Here is a 24,661-nt window from a genome sequence, read left to right as displayed (position 1 = left end):
CGCGTTGCCTCGCCTTCCCGTGCTTCGTCTTCTATCCGATGACCATGACGAGAATCGGTATCGTGATGATCGACAGCACGGTCGTGACGAAAGTGCCCTGAGCCATGGTGCGCGAGTCGCCGCCGTATTGGTAGCACAGCATCGTGCCGTTCGTGGCGACCGGCATCGCGCACAGCACCACCATGATGTCGATGAGCATCGGGTCGACCGGCACGAGACGGAAGAGCGCCCACACGATGAGCGGCGAGACGATGAGGCGCGCAAGGGACGCGATCCACAGGCGCGGACCGCCGATGAGTTTGGAAACCGGCAGGTCGGCAAGCGACGAGCCGATGATCAGAAGCGCGCCTGGCGTGGTGAAGGAACCGAGCGTCTCAGCGGCGTCGCCGATGATGGGCACGCTGTGCACGTTCAATAGCGTGAGGACGATAGCGATCGCGCAGGCGATGTTCGCCGGGGTGAGGAAGGTCTTAAGCCCCATCTTCACCTTTGCGCCGCGGCCGGAGTCCTGCGCGATGAACCAGACGCCCATCGTGAACACGAGGAAGTTGAACGGCAGGTTGAAGATCGAGCCGTAGATGAGCGTCGAGGGCCCGAAGATGGCCGACAACACGGGGAACCCGATGAAGCCGACGTTGCCGAATGTGAGCATAAAGCGGAATACTCCCCTGTGCCCGTCGCGGACGCCGAGAAGCTTCGTGACGAGGAACGCGAGCGCGGTCATGATGGCGAAGCTTACGATCGACAGCCCCATGGTGATGAGGATTTCGGTCGATCCGGGAAGCGAATCGGCGGTAAGCACCGAGCCCAAGATCATTGCCGGCAGTGCCGTATTCAAGATGAGTTTTGACAGGCCTTTGTCGATGGTCTTGTCCATGACGTGGGTTTTCTTCGCGATATATCCAATCGATATATCGAAGAACAAGATGACCATCGTGCCGAGAATGCTGAGAAATTCGCCGTCCATACCAGTTGTGCCTCCGTGCAGGTGATGTGCTTCTAGGAAAAGTGCCGCACGATAATAACGCCGCTCGCGCCGCCACAAGAAAAATATGCAGACCTGTTCGGTGGATGGAGTAAGCTGTGTCGGCTTAGTGAAGATGGACGTTTTTGGGACGCCCTCGGAAAGGAAGTGGGTGCTCGTGTCGATGAGGTTTTGGGTTCCGCTTGTGGGGATGACGCTTTCGACCTTCGTGTTCAACACGTCGGAGTTCATGCCCATCGGCCTGCTCACCGACATTGCCGCGGATTTCAACATGACCGAGTCGGCGGCGGGTATGCTCATCTCCGTGTACGCATGGGCGGTCATGATTTTGTCGCTGCCGCTTATGCTCTGCGTGACGAAGGTGCCGCCGAAGCGCCTGCTTCTTGGCGTGATCGTCCTGTTCGGCATCTGCCAGCTGCTCTCGGCGGCGTCGGTCAACTTCTGGATGCTTATGGCGGCGCGCATCGGAGTTGCTGCAGCTCATGCGGTATTTTGGTCGATTATCACACCGCTCGCGGTGCGCGTGGCGCCTTCCTCGAAGGCCTCGCTCGCGCTCTCCATGGTGGGCATGGGAACGTCGGTCGCCATGATCTTCGGTCTACCATGCGGGCGCATGCTCGGTCTTGCCATCGGGTGGCGTGCGACGTTTCTCACGGTGGGAATCGTGTCGTTCGCCATCGTTGCGTGCCTTGCGTTCGTGTTCCCCAAGCTCGACGCGGGGAAACCCTTCACGCTGGGGAAGCTGCCGAGCCTTCTGCGCACGCGCTCTCTTCTGAGCATGTATCTTGTCACCATCATTGTGATTACGGCGTACTTCACCGGCTACGGCTACATCGAGCCGTTCTTCCAGCAGGTCGCGGGCTTGCCGGACGACGCGATTACCTTTGCGCTCGTGCTTTTCGGCGCGGCAGGTTTGGTGGGCAGCCTGCTGTTCGCCCGTTTGGGGCATGTGACGCTCGCGACGTTTATCCGCTTCGCGTGCGCCGGCATCGCGGCGGCGCTTTTGCTGATGGCTCCCGCGGCTGCGGGCGGCGAGGTCGCGTCGTGCCTTGTGTGCGTGCTGTGGGGGCTTGCGGCGTCGCTGTTCAATGTGTCGTTCAACGCCGCCGTTATCAAATGCGCGCCCGAGGGTGCAAGCTCGGTCGCCATGTCGATGTACTCGGGGCTCTACAACCTTGGCATCGGCACGGGAACATGGCTTGGCGGTGTGGTCACCGCGAATGCGGGGATCGGGCTTATCGGGTACGTTGGCGGCGTCCTTGCGCTGGTGGGGCTTGCCTACTGTTGCCTGCGCTTCGTGGGACTTCTGCGCCAGGTTCGCCATCCGTCGATCGGGTAGCTTCAACCCGCGGCGGCGCCCCTGGTCGGGGGGCAGCTTCGACCTGCGGCGGCGCCCCTGGTCGTGGCGGCGTACCCCGTGCTCATACAGTCCTCGCTGCGCTGCGGAACTGCGCGCGGGGCACGCCGCCGCGCCCAGGGGCGTCATCGCCTGTGGACTCGTGCCACTGCGTGACAAGAACCCTCGAATCGTCTTATATGGTAGCGCCACGACAACAGTTGTGCGGCGTCTTGCCTTCTTGGAGTATACTAGGCAACTGCGAATGAACTTCAAGGAGGGGAATATGAAGGACGGCCATGGCCGCGTAATCGATTACCTGCGTATATCGCTGACGGATCGTTGCAATTTCCGTTGCGTGTACTGCATGCCCGAAGAGGGAGTGCAGCAGCTCTCCCATTTCGATATCCTGCGAATCGAAGAGGTTGAGCAGGCGGTTCGCATCGCGACGACGATCGGCATCAAAAGCGTGCGCCTGACGGGCGGCGAACCGACGGTGCGCAAGGGTCTCGTCGACCTGGTGCGCAATATCGCCGCGATGCCCGAGATTGAAAATGTCTCGATGACCACGAACGGTGTGCTCTTGCCGCGCATGGCGGCAGACCTGAAGGAGGCGGGGCTTTCACGCGTGAACCTCTCGCTCGACACGCTCGACGCTGAGAAATTCCACAAGATCACGCGTTGCGGATCGCTCGACGACGCGCTTCGCGGCATCGATGCGGCGCTCGAGTCGGGATTCAACCCCGTGAAAATCAATGCGGTCGCGCTCCGCTCGCTTGCGGACGGCTTTCTCGATTTCGCCAAGCTCTCGATCGACCGCCCGCTACACGTGCGTTTCATCGAGCACATGCCCATCGGCGATGTCTCTGAGGTCGACGGCATCAGCTGGGGCAAGGACGGCGTCATCTCCTGTGAGGAAGTGTTCAACATCATCAACGAGGGCGCCCGTGAACAGGGCATAGGCGAGCTCGTTCCGGCGGGGGAGGACAAACCGATCGGCTGGGGTCCCGCGGAATACTACCATTTCCCCGGCGCGGCAGGCACGGTGGGCTTCATCAGCCCGCTCTCGCGCCATTTCTGCAGCAAGTGCAACCGCTTGCGCCTGACGGCCGACGGCAAGTTGCGCCCGTGCCTGTTCTCCGACGAGGAATACGACTTGCGCACTGCGCTGCGCGAAGGCACCGAGGAAGATCAGCGCGCCGTGTTCCTGCAGGCCCTTGGTGCGAAGCCCGACGAGCACCATGACAAGGTGGGAACCGAGCGCGGCATGAGCCAAATCGGCGGCTAGGTTTTCCGAAGGCTGCGCGGCACTTCGACGCCGTACGGCTTTCGCCAGCTTGCCATATCGTTTAGAATCACGGGCGTAACGGACGCTTTTCGAAAGGAATTCACCATGAGTGGCGATACTCATTTGACGCACATCGACGAGAAGGGCGACGTCCGCATGGTCGACGTGTCCCAAAAGCCGGACACCGAGCGCGTTGCGGTCGCGGAGGGCTTCATCTCCATGCACCCCGAGACGCTTGCGCTGATCGTGGAAGGCAAGGCTGCGAAGGGCGACGTCTTGGCGTGTGCGCGCGTGGCGGGCGTGATGGCGGCCAAGCAGACGAGCACGCTCATCCCGATGTGTCATCCGCTGAATATCACGAAAGCTAAGGTGGAATGTACGCCGGTGCTCGAGGGCGAGCGCGAGGACGGCCGCGTGGGCATCCATGTCACCACGACGACGGGCGTCACCGGCAAGACTGGCATCGAGATGGAGGCCCTCACGGCGGCGAGCGTCGCGTGCCTCACCGTGTACGACATGTGCAAGGCGGTTGACCGCGGGATGGAAATCTCCGAGATTCGCCTGCTCAAGAAGGATGGCGGCAAGACGGGCTTGTGGCTTCGCGGGGAATCCGAGTAGCCGGGGCGCACGCGGCGCCGACCGCTTAACTGAGTTGTTGACTGACGGGCCCGTCCGCGCCTTTCCGCGTGGTTCGGGCCCGTGTTTTTCGTCTGTGGGCGCTTGCTTGTCGACACGGATCTCGCGTCGTGGGGCCCACGCCTTTCTGCGAGCGTTCTCTGACTGATGCGTTTTGCTTTTCGAGTTGGCACCTTCCCGTGCGCGGGCGCTGCTTGCTTCTCTTCTTTTGCGTTCGGCTCGTTAACCTTTCTGCAACGGAAGACCCTTATGATTAAACGTTGCTGGCCCAGCCGTGTTGGCTTTGGTTGGCATCTCGAAGAATTGGCGGAAGGGGGCTCGTGCATAGCATCCTATTTATATGCCACGGCAATATCTGCAGGTCGACCATGGCGCAATTCGTCATGGAGGACATGGTGCGCAAAGCTCGCCTTGGCGGGAAGTTCTCGATCGACTCTGCGGCGACAAGCACCGAAGAAATCGGCGAGCTGCCTCATCCGGGCACGCTGAAAAAGCTTCGCGAGCAGGGGATTTCCACGCATGCCCACCGCGCGCGGCAGGTGCGGGCAACCGAATACGGCGAGTGGGACCTTTTCGTCTATATGGACAGGGAGAACCTGCACGGTCTTGAGTCTATCTTCGGCGGCGACCCGCAGAATAAGTTCGTGCGCCTGCTCGATTTTCTTCCCGATGACGACCCTCGCCATGGTAAGGACGTGGCCGATCCGTGGTACACCGGCAATTTCGACGCGACCTATCGAGACGTCGTCGCCGGGTGTCGCGGCCTGCTCTCGAAGCTGGAAGGCGAGCACTAGAGGCCGCCCCGAGAACGCAAGCACGCGGCCGTGGTGCTTAGGCGGGTTTTTGGGGCCCTTCTTGTTTCGGGTGGGTGATCGCCGTCGCGCTGGTGACAATTTTCTCTTCTGCAAATTGCGTGCGGGTGGGGCGTGGGGTATTTGTGTAGCTTGCCCTCTGTGCTAAACTATGCGGCTGGTATTTGCATTATCGGAAGGGACGTATATGTCAGGTCACTCAAAATGGGCTACAACGAAGCACCGCAAGGCTGCCCAGGACGCTAAACGCTCTGCTTTGTTCTCCAAGCTTTCCCGTAACATCACTGTTGCTGCGAAGGAAGGTGGCGACCCGAACCCCGAGAACAACGCGTCGCTCGCCGCTGCTATCGAAAAGGCGAAGGGCTACTCCCTGCCGAAGGACAAGATCAAGACTGCTATCGACAAGGCTTTCGGTTCCGGCAAGGACGCTGCGAACTACGAAACCGTTCAGTATGAAGGCTACGGCCCGGCTGGCGTCGCTATCTTTTGCGAGGCTCTGACCGACAACCGCAACCGCACCGCTGCTGATGTGCGCAGCGCGTTCACCCATGCGGGCGGCTCGCTCGGCACTTCCGGTTCCGTGTCGTTCCAGTTCGAGCGCAAGGGCCAAATCATGGTCGCCAAGGAAATTGAGACCGGCGACAAGAAGAACCCCATCGGCCCGAACGGTGCTGCCGCTGACGAGGACGAGTTCATGATGGCCGTCGCCGAGGCTGGCGGAGACGACTACGAGGATGCCGACGAGGAGTGGATCGTCTACACCTCGCCGTCCGACCTCATGGCCGTGAAGAAGGCTATCGAGGAGCAGGGCGTTCAGGTGAAGGGCGCCGAGCTCACTATGATTCCGTCCACGCCGACCGAGGTGTCCGTGGCGGACGCCAAGAAGGTCATGCGCCTCATCGATCGCCTCGAAGAGCTGGAGGACCTCCAGAACGTCTATCACACGATGGACATCACCGACGAGATCGCCGAGGCTTTGGAAGAAGAATAGTCCTGTGGACTATTCTTTCCCCATCTAGGCGCCCGAGCGGGCGCGCCCTGCTCGCGCGAAGCGTCGAGCGAGGTGGGGAAGCTTTCTTGCTTTGGGAATGGATTTGCAAGGCGGCTCCGAAAGGGGTCGCCTTTTGCGTTTCTTGCGAAGGAAAACGCGAAAGAATGTTCGCATTTTGAATCGGTATGCTACAATAGCGAACAAACGTTTGGGAATGCAAGGGAGCACAGTGGCAACGCGCGAGCGCATCATACTCGGGATTGACCCAGGTCTGGCGAACACGGGCTGGGGAATCGTGTCGCAGCGCGGCGCCAAGCTCTCGTGCATCGCATACGGTTGCGTATCGTCGCCCGCGCAGGTCGAGCTCTCCTTGCGCCTTCGCAAGATCCACGAGCAGATCGGCGCGGTGATCGATCGCTTCAAACCCACGTGCGTGGGAATCGAAACGGTGTGGTTCGGGCAGAACATCACTGCGGCGTTCGCAACGGGTCAGGCGCGCGGCGCGGCGCTCGTCGCCTGCGCGGAGGAAAACCTCAGCGTGGGGGAATTCACGCCTCGCCAGATCAAGCTTGCGGTAGTAGGCACGGGCACTGCCGACAAGGAACAGGTGCAATACATGGTAAGCCAGTTGCTCTCGCTCGACTCGGTGCCAAGCCCCGACCACGCTGCCGATGCGTTGGCCGCCGCCATCTGCTACACCACTCACGAAGGCTTCGGCGGACTTGCGAAGTAAGGAGCAAGCATGATTGCGTTTCTCAAGGGAAAGCTCGCCGGCAAAACGCCGCAAGTCGCCTATATCGATGTGAACGGTGTGGGCTACGCCGTCTTCATGTCGGCAACGGCGCTCTCTAAGCTGCCAGAATCCGGCACCACCGTCACAGTGCTCACGTATCTGCAGGTGAGCGATGCGGGCATTGCGCTTTACGGGTTCCTCTCAGAAGAGGAGAAGGCCACTTTCGAGCGCCTGATAGGCGTGACTGGCGTCGGGCCGAAGGTCGCGCTGGCGGCGCTTTCCACATTTTCCCCGCGCGCGCTGGCGGACGCTGTCGCCGCGCAGGATGTCGCCCTCGTGCAGAAGATCCCCGGCGTGGGCAAGAAGAGCGCATCGCGCATCATCCTCGAGCTGAAAGGCTCCTTCGATGCGAGCTTTGAAAGTCTGCTCTCCGAACCTTCCACGCAAACGATTCTCGACGACAGGCTGAAGGGCGCGGCCGAGGCGCTTCTCTCCATGGGATTTACCTCGCAGGAGGCAGAATTGGCGTTGAAGGGGGCTCCCGAGGGCGCAACCGAGGCAGCGCTGTTACAATATGCCCTTAAGCGACTGGGTACGGCACATTAGATGAAAAGGACGCAATGGCGGACGGTGTTCAAATAGAGGGAATGGTCTTCGAGGCGGCAACTGCGATGCAGGGGGGAGTGTCCCCGTCTGCAAGCGATCGTGCGGTGGCGCCCAACTTGCAAGAGGACGACCTCGCGCTTGACCGCAGCCTGCGCCCGAAGAAACTGTGCGACTACCTGGGACAAACCAAGGTGAAAGAATCGCTCGCCATCTTGATCGAGGCGGCGCAGCAGCGTAAAGAGTGCGCCGACCACATCTTGTTCTCCGGCCCTCCGGGGCTTGGCAAGACCACGCTCGCCACAGTGGTTGCCAATGAGCTCGGCGCGAACATCCGCACGACGAGCGGGCCGGCTATTGAGCGAACGGGCGACTTGGCGGCAATCCTCACAAACCTCGAAGAGGGCGATGTCCTCTTCATCGACGAGATTCACCGCCTGAACCGCATGGTCGAGGAAGTTCTCTATCCCGCGCTCGAGGACTTCGCGCTTGATATCGTGGTGGGGAAGGGGCCGGCCGCGCGATCGATCCGCCTCGACCTGCCCCATTTCACGCTCATTGGCGCGACGACGCGAACGGGCCTGCTCACGGGTCCTTTGCGCGATCGCTTCGGAATCGCATTCCGCCTGCAGTACTACATGCCCGAGGAGCTCGCAGCAATCGTTGCGCGCTCTGCCGCCATCCTGGACGTTCCCATTTCCGAAGATGGCGCGCTCGAGATCGCCCGCCGCAGCCGCGGAACCCCGCGTCTGGCGAACCGCATGCTCAAGCGCGTGCGCGACTGGGCGCAGGTGAGGGGCGACGGCGTTATCGACGAGGATGTCGCGGCGCAGGCGCTCAGCTTCTTCGAGGTGGATAGCTTGGGGCTCGACGCGGTTGACAATCGTATCCTAGAGCTGCTTGCCGTGCAGTTCGGCGGGCGCCCCGTGGGCCTCACCACGCTTGCGTCGGCGCTCTCGGAAGACACCGACACCATCGAAGACGTGTATGAGCCCTATCTCATGCAACAAGGGCTTATCGTGCGCACGCCGAAGGGCCGCCAGGCGACCGAGCGCGCTTACGAGCATCTAGGAATCGCGCCGCCGAAGGCCGACTGATGAAGGACCGACTGTAACCTATCGCGAACGAGGAGGGCCATGTTCGAACAAGATTATCTCATGCGTCTGCTCATGCAGTTCATGCAGGCGATGCGCCGCAGCATCGAGCGTGCCGACGATGGCCGTGATCCGGCGGCCGCTGCCGACATGCTCGAGAATGCTATCGCCGACGCGACCGACCTCGACGGGTCGATGCTTCTTTCGCTTGCCCCCGAATCGATGGCCTCGGTGCTCCAGGTGTCGGGCGTCGACCCGCATGTCACCAAATACGTCGCGAATAGTCTGCAGCTCGAGTCCGAGTTTCTGCGCAGTGCGGGAAACGATGGGCTCGCAGAGGTTCGCGCAGGCCAGGCGCAAGCGCTCGCCTCGGCCTACGGGTTCGAGCTTGCCGAGGGCACGCCGACCGAGCGGCTCGACTATCTCGAATCGACGCAGGACTAAGGGCGCGCTGCTTCTGATGGGCGCTCGCCGTATTGCGCGCTTTGAGAAAAATGGTTCGAATTCCTGCGATTTCGGAACGGTTTTCGCAGCGCGATAGCGTATAGTATTCATGTGCCCTCGAAGTGAGGGCGAGTGTTGCCGCCATGCAACGCGCAGAGTTACCTCCCCGGCTTAAGGGGAAGAGAAGAGGATTTTAAAATGGCGGAAGGTACTGTTAAGTGGTTCAACCCGGAAAAAGGCTACGGCTTCATCTCCCAGAAGGATGGCGAAGACCTTTTCGTTCATTTTTCCGAGATCAAGATGGACGGCTTCAAGACGCTCGATGAGGGCCAGGCTGTTTCCTTCGACGTGACCACGGGTCAGAACGGCAAGCTCCAGGCAAGCAATGTGGTGAAGCTGTAAATCCTTTTTTACATTCATACATGCTGAACGGCCTCGCGAAAGCGGGGTCGTTTTTTGTGCGCGCATGCAGGATGCGATGCGGTTGCCCTCAGGGCTTCGCCGACGTCTGGGGGCGTCCACATGACGAATATATGCCTCGGTCTCAAAACTAAGCTGAGTAATTTCCAACATCGTTTTGTCCCTATTCCCAAGTACTGATATAGAATGAGAACAGGCCAATCATTTGATGCCTTCTGAATCCAACTGCGAAAGGGGTTGTTCGTCGGCGTGAGCCCTCGTCGAGCCAAACATAGTGGCGGCACCCTAACCCGCGAGAAGTTCATGCTTCCAGAAATGCGCTTCGTCGCGTCGCTTGCTTTGCGGGGGGAAAGCCCCGACGAGATTGTCGAGCATGTCATTCGCGACAACCTCTTCCAATGCGCCAGTGCTCGTTCGCTGCGCGAGCGATCTCGCGACTGCATTGCTCGCTTCGCAACGCTTCGCGAAGGGGATCGCGCGAACGATGACGCATGCGATCGTCTGGTGAGAATTCTTGCACAAGGCTCGTTCGACCAGGCTGCTCAGGTGAATCTGTATCTCCTGATGATCCGTTTCGATCTCATGCGTTCATTCATGATCGAGGAAATCGGGGCGCGTATCGAGGCGATGGACTCCTCGTTTACCAAGGCTGATTTGGGGGCATTCCTCACGCGCTTTCAACTTGAGTATCCGGGTGCCGACAAGTGGAGCGACGAAACCATCACGCGATTGAAAGGCGTGCTTGCGAATTGCCTTGTGCAGGTTGGCTTTCTCGAAACGGTATCTTCAGAAGTGCTGCAACCAGTATTTCTCGACTACGAGGTCGAACAAGCGATTCGCGACAACGGCGACGCTGAGTTGCTTTTCGCATTCGATGGATCGACGGTGATGTAATTGTCTTCGAAAATGACCCCCCCCCTTCGTCAACTGACTTAAAAGGTTCCAAACAGTCAGAACCCTTAGCGGCTGCACTAAAGCAAAGGGCAAAATCGTCTCGCGGGAAGCAAACGGCCACGCGCGACATTGTTGCCGAGCATTCCCGAGCCGCCCGTGCGCAGGCCGATTTCTCGCATCGCTGCGAAGCGCTTAGGGCCCATCTTCTCGACGTCAACTTTTTAGAAAATAAAGGCATCGGAAACGAGATAGGTTTTTTCACCTTCTGCTATGACCCCGCCCTCGAAATGCAGGCACGGGCGTTCTTTGCCGACCTTGAACGCGAATCCGAAACGGGCGACAAACCGTATCGCATCGTTTCGCGCAACCTCTACGACGTCTTTCTCGACATATGCGAGAAGCGCCGAATCCTCAAGGCGATTCCGGTGCAGGAAGCAAAGCATGGCACAGCCAGCCAGCTCAAGCAGCTGTCGAAGATATGCACGCCCGCGGCGTTCGCGGAGGCAATCGATTACGAACCGCATGAGCGCGGGGACGTGCTGGTGCTCACGGGGGTGGGCGAGGTGTACCCGTTCCTCAGAATACATACCTTACTCGACAACTTGCACGTGAGATTCAGCGATATGCCCGTGGTCATCGCGTACCCAGGCGCGTACACAGGGCATTCATTCAGCCTGTTCAACAGCTTATCCGATGGAAATTACTATCGGGCCTTCGACCTTGTATAGGAGTGTGTCATGGTAATTAGGGACCTGTTCAGCAAGGACATCAACCGTTCCATCAACGGAGTTATCAAAGTCTCGCAAAGCGACGAGGAGTCCATCCAACAGGAACTTTCCGAATACGTGGTAACGCGCGAGCTGCAGCGCCACTTCGCGTACTTCTTCGAAAGCTACGAAACCGCGCTCGATATACCCACCGACAAAATCGGCGTATGGATTTCGGGCTTCTTCGGCTCGGGCAAGTCGCACTTCCTGAAAATGCTGTCGTACCTGCTGGCAAACAAGGTGGTTGGCGGCAAGGCGGCCATTGACTACTTCGACGGCAAGCTCGAAGACGAGATGGTCTATTCCAAAATGCGTCGCTGCGCCGGCGTGCCCACCGAGGCGATACTCTTCAACATCGACACCAAGGGCGGGCAGTGGAAGGAAGGCGACACGGCGAAAACGGCGCTTCTGCGCGCGTTCGAGCGCGTGTTCTTCGAGCATTTGGGCTTTTGCGGAGAGGACTTAAAGCTCGCGAAGCTCGAGATGTTCATCGAGTCGCGGGGTAAAACCGACGAGTTTCGCACAACGTTCGAACAGGTGAACGGCATGCCGTGGGTGGAAAGCCGCGAGACGTACGCCTACTTTGAAGACGACGTGGTCGAGGCTCTTCAAAGCGCGCTCGGCATGAGCGAAGCTGCCGCGCGCAACTGGTTCAACGGCACTGAGGACGACGTGATTGCGGTCGACAGCTTTGTCGGCATGGTGGGCGACTACGCGGCGCGTCGCGCGGACGAGGAGGGTGGGCGTTTTCGCCTGCTGTTCATGGTCGACGAGGTGGGCCAGTTCATCGGCGACGACGTAAGCCTTATGCTGAGCCTGCAAACGCTGGTGGAGGAAATTGGCGCGCGTTGCGCCGGGCGCGTGTGGGTCATGGTGACGAGCCAGGAATCCATCGACGGCAATCAGCTTATCGTCGGTGACGACTTCTCGAAAATCCAGGGTCGATTCACGACGCGCCTGTCGCTTTCCAGCTCGTCGGTCGACGAGGTGATCAAACGCCGTGTTCTCGACAAAACGCAGGCGGCGCAGTTGACCCTGCAAGACGAATACGAGGATCAAAGCGCGGTTCTGCGCAATCTCTTCTCGTTCGAAGGCTCGCGCGGCGATCTTTTGGGCTACGAATCGGAAGGCGACTTCGTCGATTCCTATCCATTCGTGTCCTATCAATTCAAGGTACTCCCCGACGTGATGACCGAAATACGCAAGCACGGCGTGAAGGCAAAGCACATGTCGACGGGCGAGCGCTCGATGCTGTCGGCGTTCCAGGAGTCGGCGCAGGTCGTGCAAAGCGAGCAGACCACAGCGCTCGTCCCGTTCTGGCGGTTCTTCGACACGATATCGAAGGATTTGGAGCACGGCATCCTGCAGGTGGTCGACCGCGCCACGCGTGCTGCCGAGGCGCATCAGGTGCTGCGGCCCGAGGATATCAGCGTGCTGAAGCTGCTCTACCTTATCCGCTACATCACGTACCTCAAGGGCACGCTGAACAACATCGCCACGCTCATGGTCGACGACATGGGCGTGGACAAGGTTGCCCTGCGCGAACGTTTGAAGGCGTCGCTCGACCGCCTGGTGCGTGAAAACTACGTGGCGCGTCGGGGCGATGCGTACAATTTCCTCACCGACGAAGAGCAGGACATCGCGCGAGAGATCTCCCAGGTGCCCATCGATATCGCAGAAGTGACCGAGAATATCAAGAAAGTGCTGTTCGAAGGCATATTCTCGCAGAGGAAACTTAGCCGCGGCGCCAACAATTTCCCGTTCGACCGTTACGTCGACGGATCAATTTACGGCACGTCGCAGGGCGGCATGAAGCTTAACGTGGCGACGATTGCCAACGAAGGCCGACTCTACGAGGCTGCCGATGGCGAAATTGCCGTGAAGTCGCAAGGGCAGGCGCTTGTGGTGCTCTCCGATGACGCCGATTACTTCGAGATGATGCAAAACGTGGCGCGGACCAGGAAGTATGCGCGAACCATCAACAAGAGCCAGCTTCCGCCCAGCACGCAGGAAATCATCAAGGGGAAGATGAATCAGGCGCAACACGACGAAAAAGAGGCGAAGACGCTCATCGAAAACGCGGTGGTGAACGCGCGCGTGGCCGTCAACGGTAGCATGGTGACGGTGCGCGCCATGAGCGCGAAGCAGTTGTTCGAAACGGTGCTCGACAAGCTGGTCGACAGCATTTTCACCAAGGCGGACTACATCTCCGACCCGGTGGAAGGCGATGGGGATATCATCCGCATTCTGCGCCATACGAACGAGCAATCGGCGATGGCGGGTATGGGCAGCGCGAACGAGCGTGCGGTCGCCGACATGAAAACGTTCCTCGAACTGCAAATACGCCTACATGTGCAAACCACGATGGGCGATATCCAGCGGAAATACCAGGCAGATCCATACGGGTGGCGCGATATCGACATCGCCGCCGTTGCCGCCCAGCTTGTCGCCGCGCAAGATGCGACCATTCTCTATGGCGGGCAGGCGCTGCGCGCGGACGACAAGAACATGATCGATTGCTTGCGCAAACATGCCGACAAGGTCGAGATTCGAATTCGGGAAAAGATGTCGGACGCGCTGCTCGGCAAAGCGCGTAGTATCCTTCGCGATTTTGCCGACACAAGTGCCGTGCCCGAGGATGAAGACAAGCTGATTGACTGCATCCAAGCAAAGCTCGAGGAAACGCAGGAGCACTGCCAAAGCCTCATGCACGACCACTTCACGGGCCTTGCGCCGGAGTTTCCGTATCCTGGCAAAAGCATTGTCGAAGACGGGCTCCATGTGATCGGTGAAATCCTCGCCGATCGGGCCGATGGCGAGGCGTTCCTGCGCGCATTCAACGCCAATGGCGACAAGCTGCTCGACTTTGCGGAAGACATGGAGCCGGTCGACGGGTTCTTCCCCAACCAGCAGCGCTTGTTCGATGGGGCAGTGGAGACGCTTGCGCTTATGGACCGCGAATCGTTCTATCTCGGCGATAACGAGGAAGCTCAGCAGGTCATTGCGGACATGGAGGGCATCCTGCGCGATCCGCAGCCGTATCGACGGGTGAGCGAGCTGCCCGGCCTCACAAAAAAGCTATCGGCCATGCATGGCAAAATCGTGCGCAGCAAGCAAAACGAGCTTCTAAGCTCGATTGACGGCGCGGTCGAAGAGCTGAAGGTGTTTGCGAACAATCAGGACCCTTATCAGCGGGCTGCGAATTTGGCGATTGCGGGCACCGAGCACAAAATCGCGTCGGTTAAGGGCCGCGTGCACAGCGCGAAGGCGGCAGGCGTCATCGATACTTTGAGGATGCAGTTCAAGGACCTGATTGAAGAGGGCTACCAGGCTGTCGATGCTGCGGTTGACGAGGCCCGTGCGAAGGCCGAGCGCGAGATTCGCCTGAAGCGCGAGTTGACGGAACGCGAGGTAAGCGCCGTCCCTGCGGGGGCTCGGGTGAGCCCCAAGCCCGGTGGAACGCAAGTTGCCGCCGCCCGCAATGTCGCTTTGCAGGGAATATCCCAAGGCGGTCGCGGTGTTAGTCAATCGGGGTCGGTGACTAAGGTCATCGTCGCAGATAAGCCGGCCGAGGCTGCTCCCAAGCCCCTCAAGCGCAAGGTGCTGCGTCGCGACGAGGCGTTCGATCGCGCCGTGCTGACGAACGAGGCCGAGGTGGATGCCTATCTTTCCTCGGTGCGCAAGGCGCTCCTCGAAGCGCTTGCCGATAACGATTCCGTCCGCCTGAGCTAAAGGGAGCCTGCCATGAACGATACCGCTATCAAGAACTTCTGCACGTGGGCTCGAAACGCCCTGATCGAGCAGGTGGAAACGCGCATGAGGCGCTTTTCGGTGGTGGAAGCGAACACGCTGCCCGAAGACGCCACGAGTGTGGACGGCGTGCCGCTGTCGCCCGACGAGCAGCGCCAGCGCGCCGAGCTCCTTCGGCTGCAGCGTGAGGTGGGGCACGCGGCGCTTGCCGAGCGCGCTGCGTACACGTGGTTCAACCGGCTGGTGGCCATTCGCTTCATGGAGCTGCACGATTACCTGCCGTGCCGCGTGCGCATGCTCTCGGCGGATGACGGCTCGTTCGCCCCGCAGGTGCTGAAGTGCGCGCTTGACGTGCAGATCGAGGGGCTTGACGCGGCGCGCGTGATGGAGCTTATGCAGGCGGGCGACGACGAGGCGCTGTTCCGATGCTTGTTCCTGGCGCAATGCGACGAGCTTTCGAGCTGCATCCCCGGCGTGTTCGATCGGGTGGGAAGCGCTATGGAGTTGCTGTTGCCCGATGGCCTCTTGCGGCAAGACAGCGTGCTCGACAGGCTGGTGACGTCTATCCCTGAAGAGGACTGGGAGCGCGTGGAAATCTTGGGGTGGATGTATCAGTACTACAACGCCGAGGTCAAAGACGCGTTTTTCAAGTCGAAAGCGAAGGAGACGCCCGACACCATAGGTCCTGCGACGCAGCTGTTCACGCCTGAATGGATCGTGCGCTACATGGTGGAGAACTCGCTCGGGCGGTTGTGGATGCTGAACTTCCCCGAAAGCACGCTGTGCCAAAAGTGGGACTACTATATTGCACCCGACGCCGAGCACGAGGATTTCATCCGCATTGACGGGCCGGAAGACATTACGCTGTGCGATCCGGCGTGCGGTTCGGGACATATTCTGGTGTACGCGTTTCAGCTTCTGTTTGACATGTATGTGGAGCGCGGGTACCGCGAGCGTGAGATTCCGCAGCTCATTTTGGAGAAGAATTTGGCGGGCATGGAAATCGATCCGCGCGCGGCGCAGATTGCCAACTTGGCGCTGGCCATGTGTGCACGCGAGCACGATCGGCGCTTCTTCGGTCGCGGGGTGCAGGCGGATGTGCTTGTGGTTGCTCCGACGAAGTTTCAGCGCGACGAGGCCGGCAACGTAATCGAGCTGTCTGATGATGCCGCGATCATGGCCGACCAGCAGTTTATCGATGCGCTGGAGCACTTGGGCGAAGTCGGGAGCTTGCTCAACCCGACGGAAGCCCAGTTGGAGGCGCTGCGGACGGATGCGGCCCGTTTTGCCGCCGAGGCGGAGGGCGGCAGTCTCTTCGGGAACGACTTGGGCGAAAAGCTGCAAGATGCGCTTCGGGTGTGCGAGGCGCTTGCAAGGAAGTTCGATTGCGTGGTGGCCAACCCGCCCTACATGGGATCGAGCAGCTTCAGCTCCTTCATGAGCAAATGGATCAAGAAGAATTACCCCGACGTTAAGAGCGACCTGTTCTCTTCGTTTATCGTCCGCATTATGGACTATGCGAACGAGCGCGGCGAGGCTGGCATCATGTGCCCCTTCGTTTGGATGTTCATCGGCAGCTATGAAAAACTCCGCGAAAAGATGATCAACGAGAAGACCATTACCTCGTTGGTTCAGCTCGAATACTCGGGTTTTGCAGGCGCTACGGTTCCCATCTGTACCTTCACGTTCCATAACAGCTATGTTGACGAGTATAAGGGTGGATACGTTCGCCTGTCGGACTTTGTTGGAGCGGCAGTCCAAGCTCCAAAAACACGAGAGGCAATAGCAAACCCTGATTGTGGCTACTTCTATCGCAGAAACGCAAAAACCTTCACCCAAATCCCCGGCACCCCCATAGCCTACTGGATTGGGGCAGGGGCGTATAGGGCATTTAAAAATGGAATCTCCCTTATGGATGTCGCAAAAACCCGTAAAGGGATGTTTACAGGAAACAATGATCGCTTTTTGCGTTTTTGGCACGAAGTTTCTTCGGGTCCAATTGGTGCTGATTACAAGTTCTATTCGAAGGGTGGTTCATTTCGCCGCTGGTATGGAAATCGTGACTACGTTGTGCGCTGGAGCAATAACGGCGAGGAGATCAAGGCTTATCCGGGATCAGGCAATATTAACGAGGACGATTACTTCAAGCCATGCCTATGCTGGTCTTTAATCACATCGGGGGATATTAGCTTCAGATCTTTGAACTCGGCTGAGTTTGTTGTGGGGGATGCTGGTCCAGCCTGCTATCCATTGTGCGGATCATCCCGCTATCTTCTCGGTTTGTTAAATTCGTCCCCTATTCGTTTCCTGTCTAAAGCAATAAACCCAACGCTGAACTGGAGCGCAGGAGTCGTTGGTTCCTTCCCGGTTCTTCAGTGCGAAACGGCTCTCAAAGATGTCGACATGCTGGTTGATGAGTTGCAGTTTCACTCAAAACTCGACTGGGACTCGTTTGAAACCTCCTGGGACTTCAAACGCCATCCGCTGCTGTAGGTGTTTCGCATGTCAAAGTCGTACGATTGGAATTTTAATTCAGCCCAAAAACCAAATAGCAAGCTGATGCTCTGGCTATACAACCAGTATGTGCTTGATTGCCCTGTCAAGGGCGTTTCTGCAAGAAGCTGCGACTTTTCAACCTTAGGCTGGAGCGGACATAATTACCTAACGCTAGCATCAGCGATGAAAAGTGAAAGCAATCTAGCTAATCAGACATGGCGATATGTCAAAGACGCTGAACTAAATAGTACTCTAAGAGAACTTGGAGTGTTTAATAAGTACACGCTGGACAAAGAGCTTTGCGTTTATGCGAAAGGGGACAAGCAGAAGGTTGAAGGCCTGTTTTACATGATTCGCAATGCGCTTGCACATGGTTCTTTCCGGTATCACTGTACTAAAACGGGGGAATACCTAGTTATGCAAACTAGCAGAAATGGAAAACTTCGAGGAAGGGCCGTTATCAAAATCGATACATTAAAGAGATGGCGAAGTCTTCTGAATAATCGTCGAAAATACTTGAAATGACGAAAAGCGGATAAGCAAGGGACTGGCCGCTTAGGTTGGTCCAAAGAATTGTCCGTACCCCCGACCGATTGTTAGATGGTCATCATTTCTTGCTTTACGAAATGCGAAGGATAAGCTAGTTGAATGATCCGATTATAAAGAAATTCGTAGTTGTCGCTCATAAATTGCTGGTCACCGAGGTTGAGAGTCGAATCAGGCGTTTGGCAATCGATAGGGAAAGTGTGCCGTCCTGCGATTCTAACTTACTGATAAACTGTCAACTCGATGTCCAGCAAATCGCCCAGAGAAAGTGGCTAATAGATTACGCCTCTCGTAATGGCATCGACCAGTTGAGGGAGCAAGCCGCGCGCGTATGGTTTAACCGTCTGGTCGCTATCCGGTATATGGAGGTGCATGATTACCTCCCCTGTCATCTGCGTTTTTTCTCAAGTTCAAATGGCTTATCGGCTCCACAGGTTATCGAAGAGGCGCTGAATGTGGAAATTGCCGATATTGACCAATCGCATATTATCCAACTGATTCAAGCAGGTGACGACGAAGCGCTCTTCCATTACCTGTTGGTAGCTCAATGCCATGAGCTGGGTCGATCTATGTCGCTTATGTTCGGGAGCAAATTAGATGCACTCGACTTGCTGCTTCCTGATCGATTGCTCGGCGAAGATGGCATTATCGATATGCTTGTCGGCAAGATTCCCGAACGAGAATGGCTCGAAGGTGTTGGTATTCTGAGCCGTTTTTATCAATACTTCACCGATGATTGGCGAGACAAGATTGGTGATAATCTCAAAAAGGGCAAAAAGATATCCGGTGTTGACGTTGCGGTAGCGACTCAGCTCTTTACTCCCGATTGGCTTGCGGAGTATATCGCGCAGAATACTGTGAGTCGCCTATGGACGGAGGTTCACCCTGTTAGTCAAGCGCCTCAGGATATGCTATATCGTAAGGCGAAAGATAGTGCCCGCCCAATGCGCGAGATCGCCCCTCAAGAGGTAACGGTTTGCGATCCGGCATGCGGTTCGGGCTCGATTCTTGTGCATGCGTTTGACCTGATTGTGCGCATATATGAGGAAGCTGGGTACTCACGTCGAGATGCTGCTCGATGTATTCTTGAAACCAACTTGACGGGCTTTGAAATCGATTCCTGCGCTGCAGCTATTGCCAGCTTCTCCCTGATGATGAAGGCACTTGAATGCGATAATCGTTTTCTTCGCCGTGGGGTGCAACCGCGTATCGTCGTTTTCGAACCAATTGAGTTCACGGAAAGCGAACTCGCAGATGCTTCAGCACTTCGAGAGAGGCGCTATCTTCTCGACTTGCTTAAGGACTTTGGGAGATATGGAAGCCTCATCCATCCGGACCAATGCGATATTGATGCACTTGCGGAGGCGAAGTTGAGCGCTTCTCCTGGCAGTGCCCTTTATGAAAAGATTGCTCTCGCGGATGAATATTTCCAGATGCTTGCTCAGACGTATTCATGCGTTGTCTCCTATCCGCCTTATATGGCGCGTCGAAAAATTGATGGGGAGTATTCTGCGTTTTTGGCCAAGCACTACCAGCAATCCTCTGCGAACGTGGGCACGGCATTCCTCGAGCGCGCGCAACAGCTCAGCGGATCATTCGGCTATACTGCGATGATTCTCTCGCAAGGGTGGCTCTTCCTGAAGTCATATGCCGAAATGCGAAAACAGTTTTTCGAGTCAAATTCGGTTGTGCAATTGCTCGATGTTGGGGCTGATGGTTTTAATAACGTTCAAGCTGGCGCTATGACGGCAATCGTGGTTGTCCTCGATGCTTCGCAGGCGTCCCTTGCATGCGACTTTCTTGATGTAACGGCATCGCCCGACGAAGCTTCAAAAAGGCGCCAGTTGCTCAATATCGTGAGCGCCAAAGACGGCTTGAATGCATTTACCAGGGGAAGGGATTTCTTTCGTCAGCTCCCTGCTTATTCATTAAGCTATCGTCTCGCCGATTCAGTGGCAAAGGCGCTTCATGTGGAACAATCGATTTCTTGCATTTCGACAGAGGTCGGGTTCGTTGCAACAGGGAACAACGCCCGTTTCATGCGACTATGGCACGAAATTCCCTTTTTCGAGATAGGTGCACGATGGCAAAAGTACGCGAAGGGCGGAGAGTTCAGACGTTGGTATGGTAATACAGACCACGTTGTTTATTGGGAGGGCGATGGGGCTGAAATTAAGCTGGCGCAAAGCTGTGCGGTTTCGGAGCGTGATTATCGGGAGCCGTATATTTCGTGGAGCGGGCTATGTAGTACACGCCTATCTTTTAGATATTGCAGTGGGGGAGTGATGGCAGATAAGGCAAGTCCTTCCATAAGGGTTAATCACTTTGGAGATTGGTCAGGAACCTATTCTATTGCAGGTTTCTTGAATAGCTCGGTGACGATGTTGCTCGGAGCTGTGCTGTGCCCAACGTTAAATAAGCGAGAATCCGATCTTCGAGCATTGCCGATCGAAGAAGATGTGCCGGGTAATCCGCGAGCCGCGCAACTGGCAAAGTCGTCGATCGAACTATCAAAACTCGATTGGGATTCGTTTGAAACCTCCTGGGATTTCAAACGCCATCCACTGCTTTAGGTGATGGTCGTGGCTAAGGGTGGAAAAGACTACAACGAGAACTATCGCCATGAATGTAATCTAGTTGATTCGTTTTTTGCGAATTTTCTTCAAGTAGTTTTTCTTAAAGTTAACCCATTCGCCGAAGAAGCGTTCTTCGGTATTGCCTGCTGTATGCGTTTGATACCTAATCGCTGTCAACTCAATGCCGCACACGTAATCGGCGACTTGGGACAAGTAATGCGACGCCGGCGAGACGTCGCGATAAACGATGGCCTCTTTGGAAATCGTGCTTTCGATTGCGCCGTGAATCGCGCGTGTCACTATTTTTTGACCGTTGTCGTAGTAAATCTTGATGGTGTCAAACGATTGGAAGAATTCAAGATTGTTGCGTATTGTCAGATTAATATCTCGACGTATCTTGCTTTCAAGGGTCTCTTGGGTCGGGAACTCGCGCTTCAGATAAGCAAATGTTCCATATTTGAAGTCAATTTTCTCAGCAAAGATAGCAAATGTAGTGAAGAGCTTTCTTCTGGTTCGATAGTCCATCAGCGAATACTGGTCATGTCCTCTTATGATGGGCGTGAAGTGAAATGCGGTCTTCGCAAGCCCGGCGTTCCTGATGGATTGCCCGTATCGTTCAATATTCTCATAGATATCGACAGCCTGATTATGGAAAACGAGGGTGACCAGATAGCGTTCGGATCCAGATCCAACATCACCGGACTCGTCGATGAAGATAGAGAGTTCGTTCATTGTGAGCCCTTCTGCCGAAATAAAAAAATGCCGGGGGACAGCCCCCGGCTACTTCGACAGCCTTCCATTGCGGAACGCTATCTAGTTTATATCACAGGCCAGGGTGCTCTTTCAAGATGAAATTATAGCAAACAAACGTTCGATATTAAAGGGCTACGAGGATAACAAGAAAGGGGTTCCACCATGCAGGATCTGCCGGTTTTGATGCTGTCGCTGCTCTCCGACGATCTCCTGTTCTTCCAGGAGGGCGAAATCGCTTGGGATGGCAAGCGCCACTCCATACGGGGCATCCAGGCGAACGCGCCGAAGCTTGATGAGCTGAGTGCGGTAGCCGAGGAAGGGGGGTTCGACGACGGACCCGACCTGGTGAAGCACTTCGTCGCGCTCATCGTCAAGCTTGAGGACGACGAGGGACTTGTCGTCCCGCGCGATGCAATCGCCCCAGAAATCAGCAACAGTCTGCCGGAAGGCGACCTGACGGGGATTACGCTGGCCAACCTGGCCGCATTCGCGCGCGCCATTATCGTGCGCAATACCGATGATGGCAATTATGGAGTTCTCTATGATAGCCGCCTCGCCGTGGGAATTCCCTGCTTCTTCAACTTGATGGCGCGACTGATTTGGGACATGCGCCAGCTCAGCTTGTCGCTTGCCGGCAAGCCCTTCACCGTCGCTTTCGTAGGGAGCCGAAACTTCGATGCGGACGTTCTTTTTCCGACGACGGTCAGCAGCGTGGCGGGAAGGCAGGAGAACCCCCTTTCGATGACGGTGGACCAATGCCCCTCGATCAATCTTCCCAGTGGATCGGCTAACACGCCGGCAAGCAAGAGCGCGCCCAGCGCCTCTAAAAAGCAGCCTGCCGATTCTCAAGCGAAGGCCGAGCGACATGCGCCAGGGAAACGCAAAGAGGCCAAGTTGGACTTCGAAAGAAGTACTGCCACGCAAGATCTGCCGGTTTTGATGCTGTCGCTGCTCTCCGACGATCTCCTGTTCTTCCAAGAGGACGATATTGCCTGGGACGGTAAGCACCACTCCATCCAGGGCATTCATGCAAATGAGCCGAAGCTGGACGATCTGAAAACCGTGGCCGAAGAAGGGGAGTTCGGCGACACCTCCGATTTGGTGAACCATTTCGCTGCGCTTTTAGCCAAGGTTGAAGAAGACGAGGGCCTTATCATTCCGCGCATCGCGATCGCTCCCGGAATTAGCAAAGCTTTGCCGGAAGGCGACTTGACGGGGATCACGCTGGCCAATCTTGCTGCATACGCTCAGGCCATTACCATTTGCAACACAAATGACGGCGATTACGCGGTTCGCTGCGACAACCGCCTCACCGCGGGAATCCCCTGCTTCTACAACTTGGTGGCGAGACTGATTTGGGACATGCGCCAGCTCAGTCGGTCGCTTGCTGGCAAGCCCTTTACCATTGCCTTCTCGGAACGCAAGAGCATGGACGCTGACATGTATTTCCCGAGAGTGGTTGGCCACGTTGCAGGGAAGCAGAAGAATCCTTTGCTGAAGCGTGTGCGTCACTGCCCCCCGGTCTGGCTGCCTTACGAGATTGAGGAGGAGCTGAAGAAAAAGAAGGCGGCAGACAAGTTGGCCGCTAAAGATGCCTCGTCAACTGAGGGAAAATCGAGCGTTCAAGCGGAGCCCAATCGGACGCTGCTTCAGAAACCCCCGCTGCAGATTGCGGAAAAGAAGACGTATACCGAAGAGGACAGGCGGAAAGACGAGGAAGCACGCGAGGCGGCGCTCCAAGCGGCTGTCGAGGCGGGGGCTGAGCAGTATGCGCTTAAGCAGCATGAAGCGGTCGTGGAGCGGTTTGAGGCGGGCCGAAAAGGGGACAAGCGCACAACATTCGACGGTGGGCCGAGGGAACGGGTCTGCCATCATCTTTTTGAGTGCGGAGGCGGCCTTACGGAGCAGGAAATCTTTGACGATCTAAACCGCACGCGTAACGTGAAATGGCGACAGTCCAGCTCAAATGGAGGCTCCGTAAAATACGACAAAATGCTTCAGCTCATGTCGGATCCTTCACGGACGATTACGAATGAGTACCAAAGATATCTTCCGATGGGCGAGGCCGCGCAGATGGCCAAGCTGCTGGATGAGCAAAAGACAATCAAATCGGATAACGGCATGTGGTTCCTTTGGTGCCACGATGGCGTCGATTGGGGCCAAAGGCTGCTCAACGCGAGGGCTGCGCACGCCGATGCCACGGAAAAGTCGGGGAACATTGAACGCCTCGAAAAGGAGAAAAGCTCGCTTCTTGCAGAGAAGGAAGAGCTGCAAGGACGGATTAAACAACTGGGATTGTTCGATTTCAAAGGAAGAAAACCCCTGAAGGAGTGCTTGTCGGCAATTGAAAGCGAGCTTTCGCAAAAGGAGGGGCTTCTCAAAGACGCGCGCGCGAAGCGTGATGCTCTCCCCGCAATCGAAGGAGAGCTGAAGGCGATAAGAAAAGCCTGTCAGTCGGAGTATCGCGACTATCTGATACGTCGAGAGCGATATGAAGAGAGAATGGGATAGAAAGGCAATCACTGATGGCGACACTTCTCTATAAAGAGGCGAAAACCTCAGTTGAGCTGCTTTCTGCGAATCTTTTTGAGGTAGTTCTTCTTGAAATTTCGGATACTTCCGAAAAATTCAACGTCGGTTCGCGTTTCCGGGTGCCGTTCGTACTTGGCGGCCGTCAACTCGATTCCACACAGGTAATCGGCGACCTGCGCGAGCTGGTACAGCTTGGGGGAAGCGTCTTTGTATACGGCCGCTTGACTCGAGATGGCGCCCTCGATAGCGAGGTGAAGCGCCTTCGTTACAATGCTCTGTCCATCGTCGTAGTATATTTTCACCTGGTCAAAGTCTTGCAGATACGATTGCTTCGACCGAAGGAAACCCTTCACATCGGCTTCTATTGCTCGCGTCAATTGGGCGGTATTTGTAACGCGACTGCGTTTCTCGAAAACGAATGCGGCGTAAGCGATGGGAAGATGTTCCGCGAATATTCTGAATGCATGGAGTTGACGTTTTCTGCTGCGAATGTCTTTCCATTTGTAGTCGTCCTGCCCATTAAGCAGTGGGTTGAAATGAAAAGGGATCGTATCGAGCAGCTCTTCCGCGAGGGTGCATTCGTACTGAGCGATATTGGGCTGGATGAGCTCATCTTGCCTATGGAACACCAAAGTGACCAGGTAAAAATCGGATCGAAATGCGGCGTCGCCAGACTCGTCTATGAAAATAGACAGCTCCCTCATGAGACGACCTCCTTCAAAATAAAAATGTCGGGGGGGAAACCCCCCGACGCTCGGAGGTCCCTCTATTCGAGGAAACCATTTAGTTTATACCATGCCGAGCACGTCCTTTCAAGTCGAAATTGTAACAAACAAATGTTCGAAATTCAATGTAAACTGGCAGTATAAAGAGGAGGCAATCACTGATGGCGACACTTTTAGCAGATAAGTACGCGGCGCGAAAAGCCGAGGTCAACGAACGGTTCGAGCGGTTGCGCGCAAATGAGGAGGAGCTCAACCGCATCTTCGCCGAGATATACAACAT

20 protein-coding genes are annotated in these 24,661 nt (G+C 56.7%); 17 read left to right on the top strand and 3 right to left on the bottom strand.

Annotation, left to right across the window (positions count from 1 at the left end; genetic code table 11):
* Nucleotides 1–31 precede the first annotated feature (31 nt).
* On the bottom strand, nt 32–967 hold the full coding sequence (locus tag Q0G18_RS03465) for an AEC family transporter (protein ID WP_297149504.1): 936 nt from the start codon (nt 965–967) through the stop codon (nt 32–34).
* Between the two features lie 181 nt (nt 968–1,148).
* Here Q0G18_RS03465 and Q0G18_RS03460 point away from each other — a divergent pair, with 181 nt between their 5' ends.
* From Q0G18_RS03460 to pglX (Q0G18_RS03385), 16 genes are all read left to right on the top strand, one after another.
* Complete coding sequence (locus tag Q0G18_RS03460; protein WP_297149523.1) at nt 1,149–2,324, top strand: MFS transporter; 1,176 nt, start codon at nt 1,149–1,151, stop codon at nt 2,322–2,324.
* A gap of 283 nt (nt 2,325–2,607) precedes the next feature.
* The gene (gene moaA, locus Q0G18_RS03455) at nt 2,608–3,609 is read left to right on the top strand and encodes a GTP 3',8-cyclase MoaA (RefSeq protein WP_297149502.1); all 1,002 of its coding nucleotides are present in this window, start codon (nt 2,608–2,610) and stop codon (nt 3,607–3,609) included.
* A 105-nt stretch (nt 3,610–3,714) separates the two neighbouring features.
* Nucleotides 3,715–4,227 carry a cyclic pyranopterin monophosphate synthase MoaC gene (moaC, locus tag Q0G18_RS03450; RefSeq protein ID WP_297149500.1) on the top strand — a complete coding sequence of 171 codons (513 nt, stop codon included), beginning with the start codon at nt 3,715–3,717 and terminating at the stop codon, nt 4,225–4,227.
* A 338-nt stretch (nt 4,228–4,565) separates the two neighbouring features.
* Nucleotides 4,566–5,039: a low molecular weight protein-tyrosine-phosphatase gene (locus Q0G18_RS03445; RefSeq protein WP_297149498.1), complete on the top strand. Its 474-nt coding sequence runs from the start codon at nt 4,566–4,568 to the stop codon at nt 5,037–5,039.
* Between the two features lie 205 nt (nt 5,040–5,244).
* Nucleotides 5,245–6,048 (top strand): YebC/PmpR family DNA-binding transcriptional regulator, encoded by an 804-nt coding sequence (locus Q0G18_RS03440; protein ID WP_296061218.1) that lies wholly within the window; start codon nt 5,245–5,247, stop codon nt 6,046–6,048.
* Nucleotides 6,049–6,277: 229 nt separating this feature from the next.
* Entirely contained in the window at nt 6,278–6,781 is a 504-nt protein-coding gene (gene ruvC / locus Q0G18_RS03435; RefSeq protein ID WP_296061219.1) for a crossover junction endodeoxyribonuclease RuvC, read from the top strand.
* A gap of 9 nt (nt 6,782–6,790) precedes the next feature.
* Nucleotides 6,791–7,387 (top strand): Holliday junction branch migration protein RuvA, encoded by a 597-nt coding sequence (ruvA, locus tag Q0G18_RS03430; protein ID WP_297149495.1) that lies wholly within the window; start codon nt 6,791–6,793, stop codon nt 7,385–7,387.
* 14 nt (nt 7,388–7,401) lie between these two features.
* Complete coding sequence (gene ruvB / locus Q0G18_RS03425; protein ID WP_297149493.1) at nt 7,402–8,481, top strand: Holliday junction branch migration DNA helicase RuvB; 1,080 nt, start codon at nt 7,402–7,404, stop codon at nt 8,479–8,481.
* Nucleotides 8,482–8,520: 39 nt separating this feature from the next.
* Nucleotides 8,521–8,922, top strand: coding sequence for a hypothetical protein (locus Q0G18_RS03420; RefSeq protein WP_297149492.1), 402 nt, complete (start codon nt 8,521–8,523; stop codon nt 8,920–8,922).
* 198 nt (nt 8,923–9,120) lie between these two features.
* Nucleotides 9,121–9,324, top strand: a complete 204-nt coding sequence (locus Q0G18_RS03415; protein ID WP_158049612.1) for a cold-shock protein — start codon at nt 9,121–9,123, stop codon at nt 9,322–9,324.
* Between the two features lie 267 nt (nt 9,325–9,591).
* A complete protein-coding gene (locus Q0G18_RS03410) occupies nt 9,592–10,236 on the top strand; it encodes a DUF1819 family protein (protein ID WP_297149490.1) in 645 nt (214 codons plus the stop codon).
* Nucleotides 10,237–10,523: 287 nt separating this feature from the next.
* Complete coding sequence (locus Q0G18_RS03405; protein ID WP_297149488.1) at nt 10,524–10,964, top strand: DUF1788 domain-containing protein; 441 nt, start codon at nt 10,524–10,526, stop codon at nt 10,962–10,964.
* Between the two features lie 9 nt (nt 10,965–10,973).
* Nucleotides 10,974–14,735 carry a BREX system P-loop protein BrxC gene (brxC, locus tag Q0G18_RS03400; RefSeq protein WP_297149486.1) on the top strand — a complete coding sequence of 1,254 codons (3,762 nt, stop codon included), beginning with the start codon at nt 10,974–10,976 and terminating at the stop codon, nt 14,733–14,735.
* A 12-nt stretch (nt 14,736–14,747) separates the two neighbouring features.
* A complete protein-coding gene (gene pglX, locus Q0G18_RS03395) occupies nt 14,748–17,246 on the top strand; it encodes a BREX-1 system adenine-specific DNA-methyltransferase PglX (protein WP_297149484.1) in 2,499 nt (832 codons plus the stop codon).
* A 9-nt stretch (nt 17,247–17,255) separates the two neighbouring features.
* Nucleotides 17,256–17,774, top strand: a complete 519-nt coding sequence (locus Q0G18_RS03390) for a hypothetical protein (RefSeq protein ID WP_297149482.1) — start codon at nt 17,256–17,258, stop codon at nt 17,772–17,774.
* 119 nt (nt 17,775–17,893) lie between these two features.
* Nucleotides 17,894–20,368: a BREX-1 system adenine-specific DNA-methyltransferase PglX gene (pglX, locus tag Q0G18_RS03385; RefSeq protein WP_297149480.1), complete on the top strand. Its 2,475-nt coding sequence runs from the start codon at nt 17,894–17,896 to the stop codon at nt 20,366–20,368.
* A 60-nt stretch (nt 20,369–20,428) separates the two neighbouring features.
* On the opposite strand, the gene Q0G18_RS03380 is transcribed toward pglX (Q0G18_RS03385), so the two are convergent.
* The gene (locus Q0G18_RS03380) at nt 20,429–21,103 is read right to left on the bottom strand and encodes a DUF3800 domain-containing protein (RefSeq protein ID WP_297149478.1); all 675 of its coding nucleotides are present in this window, start codon (nt 21,101–21,103) and stop codon (nt 20,429–20,431) included.
* 183 nt (nt 21,104–21,286) lie between these two features.
* Between Q0G18_RS03380 and Q0G18_RS03375 the strand changes: the two genes are divergently transcribed.
* Nucleotides 21,287–23,635, top strand: a complete 2,349-nt coding sequence (locus tag Q0G18_RS03375) for a hypothetical protein (RefSeq protein ID WP_297149476.1) — start codon at nt 21,287–21,289, stop codon at nt 23,633–23,635.
* Nucleotides 23,636–23,682: 47 nt separating this feature from the next.
* Here Q0G18_RS03375 and Q0G18_RS09480 read toward each other — a convergent pair whose 3' ends face one another.
* Nucleotides 23,683–24,360 (bottom strand): DUF3800 domain-containing protein, encoded by a 678-nt coding sequence (locus tag Q0G18_RS09480; RefSeq protein ID WP_366768992.1) that lies wholly within the window; start codon nt 24,358–24,360, stop codon nt 23,683–23,685.
* Nucleotides 24,361–24,661 lie beyond the last annotated feature (301 nt).

It is taken from the genome of uncultured Ellagibacter sp. (assembly GCF_934636505.1).
Lineage (GTDB): Bacteria > Actinomycetota > Coriobacteriia > Coriobacteriales > Eggerthellaceae > Ellagibacter.
Note: the sequence above shows the minus strand (reverse complement) of the source record. Positions and strands in the feature narration are given on the sequence as shown.

What these genes read in the sequence shown, in the direction of transcription:
- Q0G18_RS03465 (WP_297149504.1), bottom strand. Translation starts at nt 967, where the DNA reads ATGGACGGCGAATTTCTCAGCATTCTCGGCACGATGGTCATCTTGTTC.
- Q0G18_RS03460 (WP_297149523.1), top strand. Translation starts at nt 1,149, where the DNA reads ATGAGGTTTTGGGTTCCGCTTGTGGGGATGACGCTTTCGACCTTCGTG.
- moaA (WP_297149502.1), top strand. Translation starts at nt 2,608, where the DNA reads ATGAAGGACGGCCATGGCCGCGTAATCGATTACCTGCGTATATCGCTG.
- moaC (WP_297149500.1), top strand. Translation starts at nt 3,715, where the DNA reads ATGAGTGGCGATACTCATTTGACGCACATCGACGAGAAGGGCGACGTC.
- Q0G18_RS03440 (WP_296061218.1), top strand. Translation starts at nt 5,245, where the DNA reads ATGTCAGGTCACTCAAAATGGGCTACAACGAAGCACCGCAAGGCTGCC.
- ruvA (WP_297149495.1), top strand. Translation starts at nt 6,791, where the DNA reads ATGATTGCGTTTCTCAAGGGAAAGCTCGCCGGCAAAACGCCGCAAGTC.
- ruvB (WP_297149493.1), top strand. Translation starts at nt 7,402, where the DNA reads ATGGCGGACGGTGTTCAAATAGAGGGAATGGTCTTCGAGGCGGCAACT.
- Q0G18_RS03420 (WP_297149492.1), top strand. Translation starts at nt 8,521, where the DNA reads ATGTTCGAACAAGATTATCTCATGCGTCTGCTCATGCAGTTCATGCAG.
- Q0G18_RS03415 (WP_158049612.1), top strand. Translation starts at nt 9,121, where the DNA reads ATGGCGGAAGGTACTGTTAAGTGGTTCAACCCGGAAAAAGGCTACGGC.
- Q0G18_RS03405 (WP_297149488.1), top strand. Translation starts at nt 10,524, where the DNA reads ATGCAGGCACGGGCGTTCTTTGCCGACCTTGAACGCGAATCCGAAACG.
- brxC (WP_297149486.1), top strand. Translation starts at nt 10,974, where the DNA reads ATGGTAATTAGGGACCTGTTCAGCAAGGACATCAACCGTTCCATCAAC.
- pglX (WP_297149484.1), top strand. Translation starts at nt 14,748, where the DNA reads ATGAACGATACCGCTATCAAGAACTTCTGCACGTGGGCTCGAAACGCC.
- Q0G18_RS03390 (WP_297149482.1), top strand. Translation starts at nt 17,256, where the DNA reads ATGTCAAAGTCGTACGATTGGAATTTTAATTCAGCCCAAAAACCAAAT.
- Q0G18_RS03380 (WP_297149478.1), bottom strand. Translation starts at nt 21,103, where the DNA reads ATGAACGAACTCTCTATCTTCATCGACGAGTCCGGTGATGTTGGATCT.
- Q0G18_RS03375 (WP_297149476.1), top strand. Translation starts at nt 21,287, where the DNA reads ATGCAGGATCTGCCGGTTTTGATGCTGTCGCTGCTCTCCGACGATCTC.
- Q0G18_RS09480 (WP_366768992.1), bottom strand. Translation starts at nt 24,360, where the DNA reads ATGAGGGAGCTGTCTATTTTCATAGACGAGTCTGGCGACGCCGCATTT.